This window comes from Amycolatopsis sp. WQ 127309 (genome assembly GCF_023023025.1).
Lineage (GTDB): Bacteria > Actinomycetota > Actinomycetes > Mycobacteriales > Pseudonocardiaceae > Amycolatopsis.
In genome coordinates this window covers 667718-685041 of sequence record NZ_CP095481.1, presented here as the reverse complement: position 1 = coordinate 685041, position 17324 = coordinate 667718, and the positions used below count along the sequence as shown (strand labels likewise).

The 17324-nt window shown below is 72.8% G+C and carries 17 protein-coding genes; 7 read left to right on the top strand and 10 right to left on the bottom strand.

Annotated features, from left to right (window positions below; translation table 11 throughout):
- Nucleotides 1-101 precede the first annotated feature (101 nt).
- Nucleotides 102-1328 carry a glycoside hydrolase family 18 protein gene (locus tag MUY22_RS02595; RefSeq protein WP_247056623.1) on the top strand — a complete coding sequence of 409 codons (1227 nt, stop codon included), beginning with the start codon at nt 102-104 and terminating at the stop codon, nt 1326-1328.
- An 85-nt stretch (nt 1329-1413) separates the two neighbouring features.
- On the opposite strand, the gene MUY22_RS02590 is transcribed toward MUY22_RS02595, so the two are convergent.
- Nucleotides 1414-2553 (bottom strand): MFS transporter, encoded by a 1140-nt coding sequence (locus MUY22_RS02590; protein ID WP_247056621.1) that lies wholly within the window; start codon nt 2551-2553, stop codon nt 1414-1416.
- A gap of 64 nt (nt 2554-2617) precedes the next feature.
- Here MUY22_RS02590 and MUY22_RS02585 point away from each other — a divergent pair, with 64 nt between their 5' ends.
- The gene (locus tag MUY22_RS02585) at nt 2618-2986 is read left to right on the top strand and encodes a MerR family transcriptional regulator (protein ID WP_247063595.1); all 369 of its coding nucleotides are present in this window, start codon (nt 2618-2620) and stop codon (nt 2984-2986) included.
- Nucleotides 2987-3046: 60 nt separating this feature from the next.
- On the opposite strand, the gene MUY22_RS02580 is transcribed toward MUY22_RS02585, so the two are convergent.
- Complete coding sequence (locus MUY22_RS02580; protein ID WP_247056619.1) at nt 3047-3199, bottom strand: hypothetical protein; 153 nt, start codon at nt 3197-3199, stop codon at nt 3047-3049.
- Nucleotides 3200-3372: 173 nt separating this feature from the next.
- Between MUY22_RS02580 and MUY22_RS02575 the strand changes: the two genes are divergently transcribed.
- On the top strand, nt 3373-3543 hold the full coding sequence (locus MUY22_RS02575) for a hypothetical protein (protein ID WP_247056618.1): 171 nt from the start codon (nt 3373-3375) through the stop codon (nt 3541-3543).
- 7 nt (nt 3544-3550) lie between these two features.
- Here MUY22_RS02575 and MUY22_RS02570 read toward each other — a convergent pair whose 3' ends face one another.
- Both MUY22_RS02570 and MUY22_RS02565 read right to left on the bottom strand, forming a co-directional pair.
- Nucleotides 3551-4507, bottom strand: coding sequence for a LuxR C-terminal-related transcriptional regulator (locus MUY22_RS02570; RefSeq protein ID WP_247056616.1), 957 nt, complete (start codon nt 4505-4507; stop codon nt 3551-3553).
- Between the two features lie 326 nt (nt 4508-4833).
- On the bottom strand, nt 4834-5259 hold the full coding sequence (locus MUY22_RS02565) for a DUF5709 domain-containing protein (protein ID WP_247056613.1): 426 nt from the start codon (nt 5257-5259) through the stop codon (nt 4834-4836).
- A gap of 99 nt (nt 5260-5358) precedes the next feature.
- Here MUY22_RS02565 and MUY22_RS02560 point away from each other — a divergent pair, with 99 nt between their 5' ends.
- On the top strand, nt 5359-6189 hold the full coding sequence (locus MUY22_RS02560) for a cyclase family protein (RefSeq protein ID WP_247056611.1): 831 nt from the start codon (nt 5359-5361) through the stop codon (nt 6187-6189).
- Nucleotides 6190-6232: 43 nt separating this feature from the next.
- On the opposite strand, the gene MUY22_RS02555 is transcribed toward MUY22_RS02560, so the two are convergent.
- From MUY22_RS02555 to MUY22_RS02540, 4 genes are all read right to left on the bottom strand, one after another.
- The gene (locus MUY22_RS02555; RefSeq protein WP_247056610.1) at nt 6233-8566 is read right to left on the bottom strand and encodes a bifunctional diguanylate cyclase/phosphodiesterase; all 2334 of its coding nucleotides are present in this window, start codon (nt 8564-8566) and stop codon (nt 6233-6235) included.
- A gap of 87 nt (nt 8567-8653) precedes the next feature.
- Nucleotides 8654-9475, bottom strand: coding sequence for an ABC transporter permease (locus MUY22_RS02550; protein ID WP_247056608.1), 822 nt, complete (start codon nt 9473-9475; stop codon nt 8654-8656).
- Nucleotides 9465-10364: an ABC transporter ATP-binding protein gene (locus MUY22_RS02545; protein WP_247056606.1), complete on the bottom strand. Its 900-nt coding sequence runs from the start codon at nt 10362-10364 to the stop codon at nt 9465-9467. The genes MUY22_RS02550 and MUY22_RS02545 overlap by 11 nt, the downstream gene beginning before the upstream one ends.
- A complete protein-coding gene (locus tag MUY22_RS02540) occupies nt 10273-10866 on the bottom strand; it encodes a hypothetical protein (protein ID WP_247056604.1) in 594 nt (197 codons plus the stop codon). Before MUY22_RS02540 ends, MUY22_RS02545 begins: the two co-directional genes overlap by 92 nt.
- A 187-nt stretch (nt 10867-11053) precedes the next feature.
- On the opposite strand from MUY22_RS02540, the gene MUY22_RS02535 reads away from it, so the two are divergent.
- Both MUY22_RS02535 and MUY22_RS02530 read left to right on the top strand, forming a co-directional pair.
- On the top strand, nt 11054-11686 hold the full coding sequence (locus MUY22_RS02535) for a TetR/AcrR family transcriptional regulator (protein WP_247056602.1): 633 nt from the start codon (nt 11054-11056) through the stop codon (nt 11684-11686).
- 584 nt (nt 11687-12270) lie between these two features.
- On the top strand, nt 12271-13236 hold the full coding sequence (locus tag MUY22_RS02530; protein WP_247056600.1) for a hypothetical protein: 966 nt from the start codon (nt 12271-12273) through the stop codon (nt 13234-13236).
- On the opposite strand, the gene MUY22_RS02525 is transcribed toward MUY22_RS02530, so the two are convergent.
- Complete coding sequence (locus MUY22_RS02525; protein WP_247056598.1) at nt 13229-15889, bottom strand: toll/interleukin-1 receptor domain-containing protein; 2661 nt, start codon at nt 15887-15889, stop codon at nt 13229-13231. The genes MUY22_RS02530 and MUY22_RS02525 overlap by 8 nt on opposite strands.
- 328 nt (nt 15890-16217) lie before the next feature.
- On the opposite strand from MUY22_RS02525, the gene shbA reads away from it, so the two are divergent.
- Nucleotides 16218-16868 carry an RNA polymerase sigma factor ShbA gene (shbA, locus tag MUY22_RS02520; protein WP_247056595.1) on the top strand — a complete coding sequence of 217 codons (651 nt, stop codon included), beginning with the start codon at nt 16218-16220 and terminating at the stop codon, nt 16866-16868.
- A gap of 4 nt (nt 16869-16872) precedes the next feature.
- On the opposite strand, the gene MUY22_RS02515 is transcribed toward shbA, so the two are convergent.
- On the bottom strand, nt 16873-17175 hold the full coding sequence (locus MUY22_RS02515; protein ID WP_247056593.1) for a cupin domain-containing protein: 303 nt from the start codon (nt 17173-17175) through the stop codon (nt 16873-16875).
- Nucleotides 17176-17324 lie beyond the last annotated feature (149 nt).

Below are 17324 nucleotides of genomic sequence, written 5' to 3'. Positions count from 1 at the left end.
CGACACGACCGGGAAATCTGTTTGCGGCAGACCTTTCGCTCTGTCCGCAGTGGTCTGGACCTGTTAGCCTCAGCCGGTCCGTGGCCCTGAAAGGAATCCCCGTGCTCCGCTTGAGAAAACGAGTTCCGATCGCCGTCGCCGCGCTGGCTCTGTCCGTCGCGTCCCTCGCCTCGCCGGCGGTCGCCGAGGCCGGTCAGTCCCACGGCGGTCAGTCCGACGGCAAGGTGATGGCCTACTTCGCCGACTGGGACGTCTACGCCCGCAACTACCACGTCAAGGACATCGAGACGTCCGGGTCGGCCGCGAAGCTGACCCACATCAACTACGCCTTCGGCAATGTGACCGGCGGCGGTTGCGCGGTCGGCGACCCCTGGGCCGACCACGACATGCCCTACGACGCGTCGATGAGCGTCAACGGCCAGGCGGACAGCGGTACCCTCCACGGCAGCTTCAACCAGCTCCTGCAGCTGAAGAAGCTGAACCCGAAGCTCAAGGTGCTCTGGTCGTTCGGCGGCTGGACCTGGTCGAGCGGCTTCACCGAGGCGGCCAAGAACCCGGCCGCGTTCGCCGAGTCCTGCTACAACCTGGTCAACGACCCGCGCTGGGCCGGCGTCTTCGACGGCATCGACATCGACTGGGAGTACCCCAACGCCTGCGGCCTGAACTGCGACACCAGCGGGCCGAAGGCGTTCACGGGCCTGGTCAAGGCGTTGCGGGCGAAGTTCGGGCACCAGCTCGTCACGGCCGCGATCACGGCGGACGGCTCGAAGAACGGCAAGATCGACGCGAACGACTACGCCGGGGCGAGCCGCTACCTCGACTGGTACAACGTGATGACCTACGACTACTTCGTCGCCGGCGGCAGCCCGACCGGGCCCACCGCGCCGCACTCGCCGCTGCGGTCCTACCCGGGCATCCCCACTGCCGGGTTCTACGCCGACGCGGCCATCCAGAAGCTGCGCCACCAGGGCGTGCCGTCGTCGAAGATGTTGCTGGGCCTCGGGTTCTACGGCCGCGGCTGGGACGGCGTGACGCAGAAGCAGCCGGGCGGCACGGCCACCGGTCCGGTGACCGGCACGACGACGGGCGAGGACGGCGTCGAGAACTACAAGGTCCTCAAGACGACCTGCCCGGCGAACGGGAAGGTCGCGGGCACCGCGTACGCCAAGTGCGGTTCGCAGTGGTGGAGCTATGACACCCCCGAGACCGCGTCGGCCAAGGCGGGGTACGCGAAGTCGCAGGGCCTCGGCGGGGTGTTCGCCTGGGAGCTGTCGGGTGACACCACCAACGCGGAACTGCTGCGGGCCATCTCGTCCGGCCGCTGCTGAAAGCTGGAGGGCCCGGGCGCGAGCCCGCCCGGGTCCTTCGTCCACGCAAGACCGCTCAAGACGGCCGCACCCGAGACTGCTGCGCTCAAGACGGCTGGGGGAAGCCGTGCCGCCGGGCGCCGAGCACCACAGCGAGCACCGGCACCAGGAGCACGAGCAGCGTCCACGGGAACGCCGTCGGGCCGGCGGCGTCGAGCAGGACACCGCCGGCCACCCCGCCCGCGGCCATCGCGGCGTTCCACAACGTGACGAGCATGGCCTGCGCGTTGTCCGCCGCCTCGCCGCCCGCGTTGCCGGCGGCGGTCTGCAGCAGCGTCGGGACGCCGCCCCAGCCGAGGCCCCACAGCGCGACGGCGACGTGGATCAGCGCGGGACGGTCCGCGATCAGGAGCGCGGCGGCCACGGCGACCAGGATCGTGCTGAGGATCGTGAGCCGGCGCAGCGCGCGGTCGATCCGGGCGCCGACGATCCCGATGCCCGCCAGCGACGCGACGCCGAACACCAGCAGGACGACGTCCACCGAACCGCCCAGCCCGGCGTGGCCGAGGAACGCGGCGACGTAGGTGTAGAGCACGGTGTGCGCCAGCACGAACACGAGCGTCACGACCAGGACGGGCGCGACGCCCGGCACGGTGAGCGTGCGCAGCACCGGCAGCCGGCCGCCGCGGGCCTGCCCCGGGTGGTCCGGCACGCCGACGGCGATCCAGGCCAGCAGCACGACGGCGATCGCGGACATCACGCCGAACGCCGAGCGCCAGCCGAACAGGCCGCCCAGGAACGTCCCGGCCGGGATGCCGAGCGACAGCGCGAGCGGGATGCCGGCCATCACGATCGCGATGGCCTTGCCCTCCCGACCGGCGGGCGCCAGCCGTCGCGCGTACCCGGCCAGCAGCGCCCAGACGACGCCCGCCGCGACCCCGGCGACGAACCGGGCCACCATCGTCAGCGCGTAGTCCGCGGACAGCGCCGTCACGGTGTTGGCGACGGCGAACCCGGCCACCCCGGTGAGCAGCAAACGTTTGCGGCGCCAGGTCGACGTCGCCGCGGCCAGCGGGATCGCGGTGAGGGCGGTGCCGAGCGCGTAGATCGTCACGGCCTGCCCGGCCGCGGACTCGCCGACGCGCAGGCCGGCGCTCATGCCGGGCAGCACGCCCGCGGGCAGGGCCTCGGTGAGCACCGTGACGAAGGCGGCGGTGGTCAGGGCGAGCAGAGCGGGAGTCCTCATGGGGATATGCTCGAACCCTCACATGGATGTGAAGGTCCAGCCCGGCGGACGTGAGGTGGCGCACATGCGGATCGGCGAGCTGTCCGAGCGCACCGGCACGTCCCGGCGGCTGCTGCGGTACTACGAGGAGCAGGGCCTCATCATCGCCTCCCGCGGCCCGAACGGCTACCGCGACTACGACGAGGCGACGGTCGACCGCGTGATCCAGGTCCGCGGGCTGCTGGACGCCGGGTTGCCGACGCGGATCATCAAGCAGGTCCTGCCGTGCCTGGACAAACCCCGGGCGATCTACTTCCCGGACGCGACCCCGGAGATGCTGGCCACGCTGGAAGCGGAACGCGACCGCATGGCGCGTCGCGCGGAGTGCCTGCTGCGCAACCGCGACGCGATTTCCGGCTACCTGGACGCGGTCCGCGAGTACAACCGCGCCTGACCCGCCCGCTGAAGTCCGTGAATGCCACATCGAGGGCCATGGTGTCCGTCGATGTGGCATTCACGGACCCGCGACGGCAGCCGGGTCGGCCGGGGCGGGGGTCGTCGCCGCGACCCAGTGCAGTGTGTCGGCTTCCGGCCACCAGCCGGCCGGGTCCGGGCGGGGACGGGCGCCCTCCTCACCCCACCAGCGCGGGGGCGCCTCGTCACCCATGTCCCCGACCGTAGGAGAGCCGCGCCGGCCCGCGCACCGGTCGGGTGCGGCCAACGTCCGGTACCGGCCAGCCGGCCGGTGGCCGGTACCGGACACTGACCGAAACCGCCCCTGCCGCTGCCGGCCGGCCTGGCCTAACTTGGCCGGGAGATCCCCGCTCCGGAAGGAAGACCATGATCAAGCGAGTGCTGGCCGGCCTGCTCGCCGCGGCGGCCATCGGCACCCTCGCCGTCCCGGCGGCCGCCGCGGCGCCGGGAAACGGCACCCCGGCGGTCAAACCGCCCGGGACGGACTGCGTCTGGATCTGGACCCAGGGCCCGCCGGAGTGCCGGAAGCTCGAGTAGCGCCGGCTCACCCGAGCCAGCCCAGCCGGGTCGCCGCGAACACCGCGGCCACCCGGTTGTCCGCCTGCAGCGCCTCCAGCAACCCCTGGACGTGCCGCCGGACCGTGCGCTCGCTGACGTCGAGGTGCCGCGCGATCGCGCCGTCCGTCATGCCGGTGGCCAGCAGGTCCAGCACCTTCGCCTGGGTCGGGGTGAGGCCGTGACGGGGCTGCGCGCCGCCGCCGTCCACCGCGACCGCCTGGCTCCAGACCAGCTCGAACAGCATCCGCAGGGCCGCGACGATCGTCGGGCTGCGGACGAACAGCGCGCCGTCCATGCCGCTCGGGTCGAGCGGGACCAGCGCGGAGTGGTGGTCGGCGACGACCATCTTCATCGGCAGCTCCGGCGCCACCCGCATGGCCCACCCGGCCGCGACGCTGGCCGCCACGACCTCCTTGGCGCCGTCGAACTCCAGGGCCGCGCGCTCGTAGACGTTGCGCAGCCGCACCCCGCGTTCGGTCACCGCGTCCGGCAGCCGCAGCACCGTGCCCGCGTCCGGTTTCCGCTTGAAGTGCCGCGTGGTGAAGGTCAGGAACTCCTCACGCGCGGACAGGCACAGCTCCAGCGACAGCGAGCCGATGCGCTGCGGGTCCGTCAGCACCTCGACACCCGGGTCGCCGCCGCTGCCGTGCGCCGCGCGGTACACCGCCTGCAGCATGTCCAGCTGCTGGCGCGCCGCGACGATCTGGCGCTGCTGCTCCACGAGCCGCTGCTGCGCGCCCAGGATCGCGTGGTCGACGGCGCGCACCGGCTCCATCGGCGCGATCACCGGGTCGTCGCGGTAGTCGCGGCGCACGAAACCCTGGTCGAACAGCTCCCGCATCTCCGGGCTCTCGGCCCGCGGATCGTCCAGCGGCAACGGCCCGGTGCGCACCATCGCGTCGTACAGCGCGCCCGCGCCGGGCGTCAGCAAGCCCTCGAGCATCCGTGCCCCTCCTCCGGCAGCGGCGGGGACGTGGACGGCCGGATCCGGCCGGTGTCCGCTCTGCCACCTACCCCACGCGCCGGACGGCGGAAAGGATTAGGCCGGTCGGGAATTCGCCGCCGGACCCGTCGAGGGGTCGGATCCGGCGGCGGACCCGAGCGGAGCCGACAGGAGTCGGACAGCGTCGTGCAAGGGGACTGCGGCACGGTGACGCCGTCGTGGCCGGCACGAACCGCCGAGGGGGCGGGTCGTGTTCCCCAGCGCGACGACCGCGGGCCGGACCGTCGAGGTCCGGCGAGTGGCGGGGCCGGGCCGGCCCCGCCGCCTCACCAGCGGCGGGACGGGTCGATCACGTGGACGGCGGCTTCCTCCGCCGAAGCCGCGCCGCCGTCGACGCCCGCGTCGGAGGCGTACAGCTCTTCATCGGTGTCCGCGCCGAAGCCCTCGTCCGAAGCGACCAGCCGGCCCGCGCGGACGTCGCCGACCTCGTCGTCGACCAGTTCGCCGTCGGTGTCCTCGCTGTCACCCAGGCCGTCATCGTCGGCGTCGTCGGCCAGGTCGGGGACCTCGCGGGCGAGCCGGCCGTCGAGGCTTTCGCCCTCCGCCGTCTCCCGCGCGGTCGTGCCCCAATCCTCGGTCGCGCGCGTGTGCTCCGGCGGCGAGTAGCCCTCCGCCAGCTCGTCGCGGTCGAGCAGGGTGTCCTCGGGGTCGAGCACGCCGTTGTCGGCGTTGTCTTCGATGTCGTCGTCCATGGACCCCATCTTCGCCCAGCTCCTTGGGCCGCACCCGGTCCGGGTGATATCACGTGCAGGCCGCCGCACGGGCGGTGTTCCGGTGAAAGGTGATTCCCCATGCCGATGAGACGCAGGGTGCTGGCCGCGGGGCTGGCCGGGGTGTTCGGCGCCGCCGTGTCCGGGCGGACCGCGCAGGCAGCGACGGCGACGACCCCGCCGGTGCGGCTCGACCAGCTGAACCTGGTCAACCTGTCGCACGTCAACGACCCCGCCAAGACCAACGTGTTCCCCGGCGATCCGGCGTTCTCGCTGGAGACCATCGCGACCATCCCGGACGACGGCTACTACCTGCAGTTCGTCCGCGAAGGCGAGCACACGGGCACGCACTGGGGCGCGCCCGGCCACTTCAACACCGGTCAGCCCCTCGCCGACGCGATGGACCCGGCGGATCTATTCCGGCCCGCCGTCAAGATCGACATAAGAGCGAAGGCCGCGGCCAACGCGGACTACGGCGTCACGATCGACGACCTCAAGGCCTGGGAGAAGCGCCACGGCCGGATCCCCGACGACGCCGTCGTCGTGCTCTGGACCGGCTGGGACGCCAAGTGGGGCACCCCGGCCTACCCGAACACCGGCGCCGACGGCGTGCTGCACCAGCCCGGCTTCTCGATCCCGGCGGTGAAGTGGCTGATCGACACCGGACGGCTGGGCCGGCAGGGCGGCACGGGCACCGACACGTTCAGCCCGGACGTCGGCACCGACGAGACGTACACCGTGTCCAAGCTGGTCTACCAGCGCCACCGGATCAGCCTGGAGATCCTGGCGAACCTGAAGGCCTTGCCGACGACGGGCGCGTGGGTGCTGGCGGGCGGCCCGATCAACCGCAGGGGCGCGGGCTCGACGGCGACGATCTTCGGCGTCCTGCCGCCGGGCGTGCACGCGGACTGAGCCGGTCGTGAGTGTTCAGGGCGGCTGGAACCGCCCTGAACACTCACGAGGGCTGCGGCAGACCGCTCAGCCGTTCCGGCAGGTTCAACGCCGACAGCGGGGCCGGGCGGCCGAAGCGGTAGCCCTGGGCCGTCGTGCAGCCCGCGCGGGTGATCAGCTCGGCCTGCTCGGCCGTCTCGATGCCTTCCGCGACCACCGCGAGGTCGAGGTCGGCGCACAGCCCGACCAGCGAGCGGCACAGGGCCGCGTCGCGCTCCGGCTGGATGCCCGTCGTCAGCGCGCGGTCCAGCTTGATCAGGTCGACCGGCAGCGCGTGCAGCACGGTCAGCGAGCTGTACCCGGCCCCGAAGTCGTCGAGCGCCACCCGGACGCCGAGGGCCTGCAGCCGCCGGATCGCGTCGGCGCCGGCCGCGAGGTCCGGCACCGGCACCGTCTCGGTGATCTCGACGACGAGCCGGTCCGCCGGCAGGCCGTACCGGGCCAGGCTCGCGCTGACGCTCTGTTCGAGCGTGGCCGCGCCGAGCCGGCTGGCGCAGACGTTGACGTGCACCGTCAGGTCCAGCCCGGCCGCGGTGATCTCGCGGCAGGCCAGGTCCAGCACCAGCGCGTCCAGCTCGGCCCCGAGGCCGGCGCCTTCGACCGCGCGGACGAACGTCTCGGGCGAGACCGGCGTGCCGTCCGGGGCGCTCCAGCGGGCCAGTGCTTCGACGGCCACCGGCGTCTCGTCGGCGAGCCGCACGATCGGCTGGAAAACCAGCCCGAAGCCCTCCGGGACACCACCGGCCGCGCGGCGCAGCGCCGCCGGGAAGTCCGGCGGGCCGTCCTGTGACGGCCGGTAGACCACGGTGGTGTCCTTGCCGAGGCGCTTGCCCGCGTACATCGACGTGTCCGCGCGGCCCAGCAGCACGTCGGAGGTGACCAGCGGCTCGGCCGGGTCCGGCACGACCAGGCCCATGCTCGCCCGCACCACGACCAGCGTGCCGTGCACCGAGAACGGCCGGCGCAGCGCGCCGCGGATCCGGTCCGCGACCGCCTGCGGCGCCTCGACCTCGCCTTCGAGCAGGATCGCGAACTCGTCGCCGCCGAGGCGCGCGACGGTGTCGGTCGAGCGGACGCAGCTCAGCAGCCGCTGCGCGACGCCGTGCAGCAGGAGGTCACCGCCGGCGTGCCCGAACCGGTCGTTGACCTCCTTGAAGTCGTCGAGGTCGACGAAGATCAGCACGAGCGGGCGGTGGTCCCCGGTGGCTTCCGCGCCGTCGGCGACGGCCCGGTCGAGCCGGTCGCCGAACAACGCGCGGTTGGCCAGCCCGGTGAGCGGGTCGTGGTAGGCCTGGTGGGTCAGCTGCTGCTGGCCCTCGTACACCCGCCGCAGCAGCAACCGGTTGTCCAGCACGGAAAGCAGCTGCCGGGCGAGCACGAGGAACACCACGAGCACGCCGACGAACACCTCGACGCCGTCCGGCCCGGCCCCGGCCACCAGCTGCGCGGTGATCAGCAGCGCCACGGCCGTGACCGGGATGTACGGCAGCGCCAGCTGCCACCAGTCGACGCCGCCGGACTGGCCGGCGTCGTCGCGCCGGCGCGCGTTCGGCGTCGCCAGCAGGGCGAACGCGATGAACATCGGGCCGAGCACGAACCCCGCGTCGGCCCACGGCTTCATGCTCTCGGCGCCGATGCTGACGAGGTAGGCGAACACGCTGTCGGAGCAGGCGAGCGCGACGATCCCGACGGCCAGCAGCAGCAGGTTCGCGCGGTAGGGCCGGTCCACCCGGTCGAACACCACCAGCAGCACCGCGACGACCACGATGACCAGGTCCGACAGCGGGTAGGCGATGGCCACGGCCCACGAGCCCGCGTCCGGCGCGGTGGCCCGGACCAGCTGCCCGAGCGCCGCGGTCCAGGTCAGGATGAACAGCGAGCCGGTGACGACCAGGCCGTCGAGCACCACCGCGATCCCGAAGTGCGCGGTCCACTGCGCGGGCTGCCAGCGCTCGCGGTCCGGCCGGATCCGCGCCCGGGCCAGCGTGAACAACGCCGCGAGCGCGAAGACCGGGAAGCTCAGGTAGCCGACGTCGGCCAGCGACGGCGACGGCAGGCCCCGGCCGTCGACCAGCTGGAACCAGGACCAGACGCACTGCCCGAGCGACCAGCCGGCCATGCCGAGCGCGATCAGCAGCCGCCACCAGCGCTGGTGCCCGCGGAAGCGGCGGGCGACCAGACAGCCGCAGACGACCGCGGCGACCCCGGCGCTCAGCTGCATGGCGTCGTCGATCCACAACGCGAAGGTGTCGCCCCAGAACGCGAACCCGTTGCCGGCGATCAGCGCCGCCGTGACGACGACGAGCGCGATCGCCACCGGGTACCGCCGCACTGTCATGGCACCTCACGTGGTCAAACCCGGTCCGTCGAACTGAGAAACACTACACCGGGCACGACCGGGAACCGGCTCACCGCACCGGCACCATCAGGCGATGTCACGCCGGTGGAGCAGCCACCCGCCGAGCACGGCGAACCCGATCAGGTACCCCGCGAGCACCACGGTGGCCTGCCCGGACCCGACGATCGGCCCGACCCCGGGGGCGCTCGCCCCGAACGACGCCGCGAGCGCGCCGGCGTTCGGCCCCGGCAGCACCTTCTGCAGCTCGGCGACCCACGTCAGCAACGGCGCGGCGACCGAGGCGAGCAGGTTCTGCACGGCCAGCAGCCACACCAGGCCCAGCCCGATCGGCAGCGCGACCGAGCGCAGGCCGATGGCCAGCAGCACGCCGAGCGCGCCCCACATGGCCGTCACCAGCCAGCCGGCGCCGAGGCCCAGCAGGACGTCGGACGCGCTCGGCCAGAGGAGCGCCTGGCCCTGCAGCGACGCGACGAGCGCACTCGCGCCCGCGGTCGCCGCGAACAGCGTGAGCACCGTGGCGAGCGCCGCCATCGTCACGACGACCAGCTTCGCGCCGAAGACCGTGACACGCGAAGGGTTCTGCACCAGCACGGTCTTCCACGTGCCGAAGCCGTATTCGCTGCCCGCGACGAGCACGCCGAAGATCAGCGCGAGCGCGCCGACGAAGATCGGCAGCCCGCCCAGCGCGCTGCCGACGAACGCGTCCGGCAGCATCGCGCTCAGCCCGCGGCCGGCGCCGGGCCCGCTGGCCGCCGGAGCGCCGCCCAGGCCGGCGTAGGGGACGGCGTAGCCGAAGGTCAGCGTCAGCACAATGGCGACGGCCAGCAGCAGCCAGCTCGCCGGCCGGCGCGCCTGCTTCAGGAGCTCGGCTCGGATGTCACGCGGCATCGGGGGTACCTCCGGTCAGGGCGAGGAACGTCTGTTCCAGGTCGGGTTCGCGCCAGCGCAGCTCGCTGACGTCGAGGCCGGCGCCGACGAGCGCCGCGTTGATCCGCCCGGCCTCGCCGGGGTCGACGTCGAGCTCGAGCGCGGCGCCGTCGGCGTGCACGCGGTCCGCGCCTAGCAGCCGGCCGAGGTGCGCGCGGGCCTGGTCGAGCGGCCCGGCGACGACGCGCAGCGCGCCACCCGCCCGCAGGTCCGGTACCGACGTCTCGGCGACGAGCCGGCCGTGGTCGAGCACGCCGACGCGGTCGCAGATCAGCTCGACCTCGGCCAGCAGGTGGCTCGAGAGCAGCACGGTGCAACCGTCCGCGGCGAGCTTGCGCAGCGTGACGCGCATGTCGGCCATCCCGGCCGGGTCGAGGCCGTTGGTCGGCTCGTCGAGCACCACCAGCTCGGGCTCCTTCAGCAGCGCGGCGGCGAGGCCGAGCCGCTGCTTCATGCCGAGCGAGTACGTCGCGTACTTGTCCTTCGCCCGGTCGGTGAGGGCGACGACGTCGAGCACGGCGTCGACGCGGGTGCGCGGGACGCCGGCGTGGTCGGCGAGGACCCGCAGGTTCGCCCGGCCCGACAGGTACGGGTAGAAGGCGGGGCCTTCGATGAGCGCGCCGACGCGGGCGAGGCTGGCCGGGCCCGGTTCGGCGCCGAAGAGCCGGACGCGGCCGGCCGTCGGCCGGATCAGGCCGAGCAGCATCCGCAGCGTCGTCGTCTTGCCGGCGCCGTTCGGGCCGAGGAAGCCGTACACCTCACCGGCGCGCACCGACAGGTTCAGCTCCGCCACCGCGGCGGCCGGTCCGTAGCGTTTGGTCAGGGCGATCGTTTCGACGGGCAGGTTCACGGGTCTCCTTGCCTTTCCGGATGAGGCCCCACGGCTTGAAGACCGAGAGGACGCTGGCGAACAGCAACAGGCTGGGGGCGACGATCACGGGGTAGAGCAGGCCGGCCGGGTCGCCCTGCGGGGTCTGCCCGGCGGCGAGCTGACGGCCGTACCCGGCGGCGTCATAGAGCCCCGGGCGCAACGCGAAGAGGATCAGCAGCGCCATCACGACGTTCACGGCCAGCTTCACGGCCACCCACCAGTAGCGGACGAGGCCGTACTTCGTGCCGAGCCCGAGCACGACGCCGGTGCCGAGCGTGAGGAGCGCGGCGATCAGCATCGGCCACACGGCGAACAGCTCCAGCGCCTGCAGGCTCGTGGCGACGACGGCGGGGTCGCCGGAGATCAGCGCGGTGGCGACGAGGATGCCGAGGACCGCGTCGATTCCGATCCACGCGCCCCCCGAGACGATGTGGGCCACCAGGTACCACTTGCGGGCCCGGGCGCCGAGACGGCGTGTCATGGGTCCCTCCTTTTCGCTGCCTCCCATCCTCGGGATCCGGGCCGCCGGGAGCGTCCCCCGGCGGACGGCACTTGGGCCTACGGCAGCGCGCGTACCCGGGTACGTCCGGTGTGGTGTGCGGGCCGCCTCCCCGGGTCCCCCGATAGACTTGAACCCGGCACGCAGGACGAACCGGCAGGTGGTGCAGGTGACGCAGGCGAAGGAGCGGACCCGGGAGCGCATCTCCCGCAGCGGGGTGGACAAGTTCACCGAGCGGCGGGCGCAGCTGGCCGGGTCGGCGCTGCGGACGCTGGCCGAGCTCGGTTACGCGCGCACGAGCCTGCGGGAGATCGCCCAGAACTCGGAGTTCTCGCACGGCGTGCTGCACTACTACTTCGCCGACAAGGTGGACCTGCTCACCCACTGCGTCCGCCAGTTCGAGGAAGTCTGCGTCACCCGCTACGACGAGATCGTGGCCCGCGCCCGCACGGCCGAAGAGCTGAAGCGCGACTTCGCGGCGGCGATGGCCGCCACCCTGCGCGCGGACGCGAAGATGCACCGCCTCTGGTACGACCTGCGCAACCAGAGCCTGTTCGAAGAGTCGTTCCGCGCGGACGTCCTCGAGATCGACCGCCGCCGCGAAGAGATGATCTGGCACGTGGTGACGCGCTACGCGGACCTCGCGGCGACCCCGGTGGAGGTCCCGGCCCCGGTCGCGTACGCCCTGTTCGACGGCCTGTTCCAGCAGGCCCTGCTGCGACACCTGGCCGGCGCGCCCGACGTCCCGGAGGAGCTGGAAAGCGCCGTCCCGTCGGTGCTGACCCGAATCGTGGCCGGCTAGCGCCTCGTCTCAGCTTCACGGGCGCGAACCGTGCGGAGTTCATTGTGGTCACGTCGGTTTCCACTTTGCTCGGACAGCACTTGCCGCGGGGAAGCGCTGTCCGCGGGGTGGCCGGCCGGGTCCCGGGGCCCGGCCGGCCGCTGTGCGCACAGCCCGTGTTCGTCACGCATGGCCCCGTCCTCAGCCGAAGACGACGGTCAGCAGGGCGATGATCAGCCCGATCGCGTGGGTCTGCATGGTTGGCGCACCTCCTCTCGGCGGGCGAAGACCAGGGAGGCGGCCCGGCCACCGGAGTGGCGAAAACGCACCGGCAACCGTCATTTCGACTCCTTCGACAGTGCGCACCAGGGCAGCACTCGGCGCGGGGTTCACCCCGTGGTCTTCGGTTTTTGCCGCGGAATCGCCGCGGTCCGCCAAGAATGCGGCCGCCCGGAACGGCCCGGCAAGGAGTTTCCCGTTTCCCACAAGGAGAGGAAAGGAAACCGCGGCATAACGATCCGTATGTCGTGCCATGATCGACTGGACAGCGGCCGCGGGGCTGACGAGTATTGACGACCGTGCGCGGAACGGCGAGGGGAGGAACGGTGGTCCTCAAAGCGGCGGATGTGGTCGGCGAGCTGAAGATTCTCCGCAAGGGGAGGGGAATTTTCACCACACCGCTGGGGGAACGGGTCGGGCCGGCGCTGCGCGAGATATGCGGCATTCTCGAAGATGACGACCAGGCCGAGGTGCAGCGTAAACTGTCCGGCCGTTTGCTGCCGCTGGTCGGGGCGCTGCCGGAGGATCTGAAGATCGTCCTGCTCGCCGCGTTCGCGCTGCACGAGAGCGCCCGCAAGCCCTTCTACCAGGAACGGGTGCACTGGGCGGCGATCACGCTGCAGCGTGACGACCGGACGGTGCGCCGTCGTATCGACGAAGGCATCGAACAGATCGCGGCAATGGCGGTCAAGGTGACCGAGCCGGATCCCGGACCGCGGTATCCGAGCCGCAGTTGGCACACCGAAGAACTGCGGGTCGCGCTGACGTTGGGCGACCCGTCGGCCGAGGCGTTCGAATTCCGGCGGGTCGTCGCGGACGCCGACGAAATCACCGAGCTGGATCTGGCGCTGACGCTGAGCGCGGCCGCGAAGTCAGGCGAATCCGTGCACGAGTCGGATCTGGAAGTGGACGTCTTCCACGGCGGTGTGCTGACCAGCCGGGCGATGGAGTCGAGCGACCGGATCGGGCTGGCGTTGCGGTTGCCGGAACCGTTGCGGCGCGGGGAACAGCACGAAATCGCGTTGCGGTTCCGGGCGAGCATCCGGGAACCGCACTACGTGTGCGTGCCGCGGCACCCGTGCGATCTGTTCGACCTGCACGTCAAGTTCGGCGACCGGGTACCGGAGCACATCGTCCTCCTGGAAAAGGCTTTCCAGGAGGACGCGCGCGACACGTCCCGGCGCGGGCCGCTGCTCACGGCCGACGACTCCGGCGAGGTGCACGTCCGGTTCCGGCACCTCGCCCCCGGCTTCGCCTACGGCATCCGCTGGGGGTCCGCGGACGTCAACTGACCCCGGCCCGGCCGGGCCAGATCAGCCGTTCGACGGTGAACAACGCCGACACGAACGGCTGGGGCAGCCGCACGACCTGCCGGGCGGCCTGGGCCTTGGCCGCCAGTTCGGTGCTGACGCCGAGCGCGTCGACGACGTCCAGCGCGGCGCCGTCGACCAGCCCGGTCGCCCGGTCACGCGGGCCGTGGCCGCTCAGCGCGAGCGCGATCCCGAGGTCGAGGCGGCTTTCGATGGTCTCCGGGTGGGTCCGGCCGAGCAGCCGGATCTGCGGCTCCACAATGCCTTCCAGCAGCTCGGCCTGGCGGCCGAACTCGCGCAGCTGGCCGTGCGCCAGGCCCATGCCGTGCCGGATCCGGTACCGCAGCCGGTGGTCCCCGCCCAGCACCCGCAGCACCACCCGCTCGGTCGCGGACAGCACGGCCAGCGCGCGTTTGGGCTGGCCCAGCGCCAATAGCGCGCGGTCGGCGTGCGCCGCGGCCGTCAGGGTCAGCGGGTTCTCCGAGCCGTAGCGGCGCGCGTAGCTCTCCTCCAGCTCGCGCAGTTCGGCCGCCGAGCGCTCCCAGTCGGCGGGGGCAGCCCGCAGGTCGGCCAGGTCGAGCGCCAGCATCGCGTCGGCGCGGACGAGTTCCGCTTCACCGCAGCGGACGTGCCGCTCCCGGCCCGCCGCGTGGTAGGCCGCGACGACCTCGCCGGCGACCTCCCGCGCCCGCCGCGGCTGCCCGGACAGCTGCAGGCTGCGCGCGTGTTCGAGCCGGACGGCCGCCGGGTCGTCGCGATCCGGTGGGGCGTCCCGCAGTTCCGCGAGCACCGGTTCGAGGAGCGCGACGGCGTCCCGCGGCCGGCCGCGCAGCCGGTGGGCCTGCGCCGCGACGACGGCGGCCCGGTAGCGCTCGTCGCCGTCGTCGGGCAGCCGGTCACCGACGCGCCGCCAGAACGTCCGGTCGGCTTCGGCGTAGTCGCCCTGGCAGTCCAGGGCCTGCGCCGCGGTCAGGCCGGCCGCGTACCGCTCGGCCTCGCTGTCCGCCAGCACGAGCGCCTCACGCGCGTGCCCGACGGCCTCCGGGTACAGGCCGCAGGCGATTTCGACGCGGGCCGCGCGGGTGTGGTCCGCTGACGTCGCCTCGCCGCTCGCGAGGATCACGGCGTGGATCTCGCCGGCCGTCGTCGGATCGCCCTGGGCTTCGAACGCCGCCGCGACCGGCCGCAGCAGCCGCACCCGGTGCGCCGGCGCGGTTTCGGCGAGGGCGCGGGCGTGCTGGAGCAGGAAGTCACGACGTCCGCGCCGGCCCGCCAGCCAGGCGAGCAGGACGTCGGCGGCGCGGCCGGGCAGGTCGCCCGGGTCGAGGCCGGTGCGGGCGACGTCGAGGGCGAGACCCAGGAACCGCAGGTCGCCGTCCGCTTCGGTGGCGAGCCCGCGGCTGACGAGCGCCGCTTCCGCACGAGAGCCCAGCACCTCGGCGGCGAACTCCGGCGGGACCGGCACGGGCGCGAGCACCGCGCCCAGCCGGACCAGCTCCCGGGCCGTGGCGCCGAGTCCGGCGAGCAGATCCCGGACGGCTTCCGGCGCGGTGTCCGGCAGGGCGTCGAGCACCTCGCCGGCCGGCGGCCGGAGCGCCGCGGCGCGCAGGGTGACCGGGTGGCCGTCGCAGCGGTCGGCGAAGCGCAGCACGGCCGCGCGCTCGGCGTCGCCGGTGGGCGTCCGGAACAGCCGCAGGCTCTCCTCGCCGGTGAGGCCGGCCAGGTCCACGGTCGCCGCGTCCCAGCGGCCCGACCGGCTGGTGACCAGGGTGCGGACGTGGTCGCCCGGCAGCACGAGCCGGTCGAGGACCGCGGGCGGCAGCCCGGCCGGGACGTCGTCGACGAGCACCAGCACCCGCTCGCGAGCGGCGTCGATCCGGTCGGTGAGCAGCGCGCGCAGGCAGTCGAGGTCGAGCCCGGAGACGTCGGTGCCGAGCCGGTCCGCGGCGGCGCGCGCCAGGGCGAGGGGGAACTGCGCGAGGAAGTCGTCCGGGTCGAGGTGCCCGAACGGGCCGGTCCGGAGCACCCCGCCGGGGAAGGCGCCGGCGAACAGGCAGGCGTACCGCTCGGTGAGCGCCGTCTTGCCGATGCCGGGCAGGCCGCGCACCACCACCGGCCGCGGATCCGCGGTGGCGCCCGGGAAGAGCGCGCTGTGGACGGCCCAGAGCGCCGGGTAGCGGCCGGCCGGCGGGCCCGGCCGGCCCAGGGGGACGTCGGTCGCGGCGACCTTCGCGCGGACCCGGGCGACGACGTTCGCCGAGGTCACGGCGAACCTCGCGTCCCGGAGTTCGGCCGGCTCGAGGTGCGCCGTGTCGGGTTCGGGGTTGAGCACCAGGACGCGGTCCGCCGGGTCGCCGTGGCGCCAGGCGGCGGCCAGCGCGGCCGTCAGCTGCCATTGGCACGCGTATTCCGCCGGTAAGGCGCGTGAATAGCAGGCGAGCAGGACGCGTGATCCGGCGAGGGCGTCGACAGGTGCGTCGAAATCGTCGAATCGGGCCCGGAATACGCGCAGCCCGTCGGCTTCGAGCGCTTCTTCGACCCGTTCCACCGCCGGGTCGGCTCGCGGGGAACACAGGAAGACGTCGAACCGGTCCGTCACGGGGTAACCGTGCGGGCCGGGATCGGAATCCGTCATCGGGGCACACTCTCCGGTGGCGTTCAATGGGTGATCATCGGTGGAGGTCCTGGGGGTAGGGGGCGGTCACGGGCGAAGCATCGGTGCGCGGCGCGATTTCGCTACCGGTTCCCGCGGTGTGGCGATTACTGTCAAGAATCTGACCAGCCGGGCGGGGCCGACCGCCAGGTATGCCGAGTGGGCCGTTTCTCGTTAACGGACAATATGTGGACAAGAACCACTTTGCTGCAACGTTGCTGGTCAGCGCCTCGATAATCGAATGCGGGAACAGAAAAGGAGTTCCTGCGGAGTAGGTATTTCCGGGTGGCCGGAACGAGGAGGGAACCCCATGGAGACCATGGCGTTGGACACGGTTCCGGCCGAAGAGGTCGACGGCTACACCGTGCTGAAGGAGCTGCCGCGACCGGAAGGCCGGCTGACCAAAGAGGACCTCGACCCGGTGGTCGCGGCGGCGCGCACCGGTGACCCGGCGGCGATCCAGGCGCTGCTGCGGCTGATCAAGCCGACGGTCGCCCGCTACTGCCGCGCCCGGATCGGCGGCCGCGACCTGTCGTACCTCTCGGCCGACGACGTCGCGCAGGAGGTGCTGCTCGCGGTGCTGAAGGTGCTGCCGGGCTACCAGGACCGCGGCGGCTCGTTCCTGTACCTGGTGCGGGCGATCGCGGCGAACAAGGTCGCCGACGCGTTCCGCTCGGTGGCGCGCGACCGCTCGAAGCCGGTGTCGGAGCTGCCGGACCGCCCGCTGGGCGGCAACGAGCCGGAGAACCACGTGCTGGAACTGGACCTCGGCGCCCGGCTGGGCCGGCTGATGGCGACGTTGCCGCCGCTGCACCAGGCGATCCTGTCACTGCGGATCGTCGTCGGCCTGTCGGCGAACGAGACGGCGGAGTCCCTGGGCATTTCGCCGGGCAACGTCCGCATCACGCAGTACCGCGCCCTCCAGAAGCTGCGCGCGATGATCGGCGAAAACGAGGTCTAGCGCGTCACTCCAGGTACTCGGTGATGAAGTGGTCGCTTTCGTGGATGTGCACGGCCTCGTAGACCCCGGGGCCGAGCACCGCGAACTTGTGCGCGGTGCCGGCCGGGACGACGAGCACGTCCCCGGCACCGCCGTCACGCTCCGCGGCACCGATGGTGAACCGCGCCCGCCCCCGGATGATGACGAACGTTTCGGCGTAGGGATGCCGGTGCAGCCGCGGCCCGGACCCGACGACGTCGCTGCTTTCCCGGATGACGGAGATCCCGGACCCGACGTCGCGCCCCTCGAAGTTCTCGCTGTCGCTCACCCGCTCCAGCGTAGGCGCCCCACGCAGCCCGCGGTGCCGGTTTTCGCGCGGCCCGTGTCGACCCCCCAATCACGCGTGTCGACCTCCCAATCACGTGAACTGACCCTCCAATCACGCGAGTTCGCCGGTCCGGTACGCCGAACTCGCGT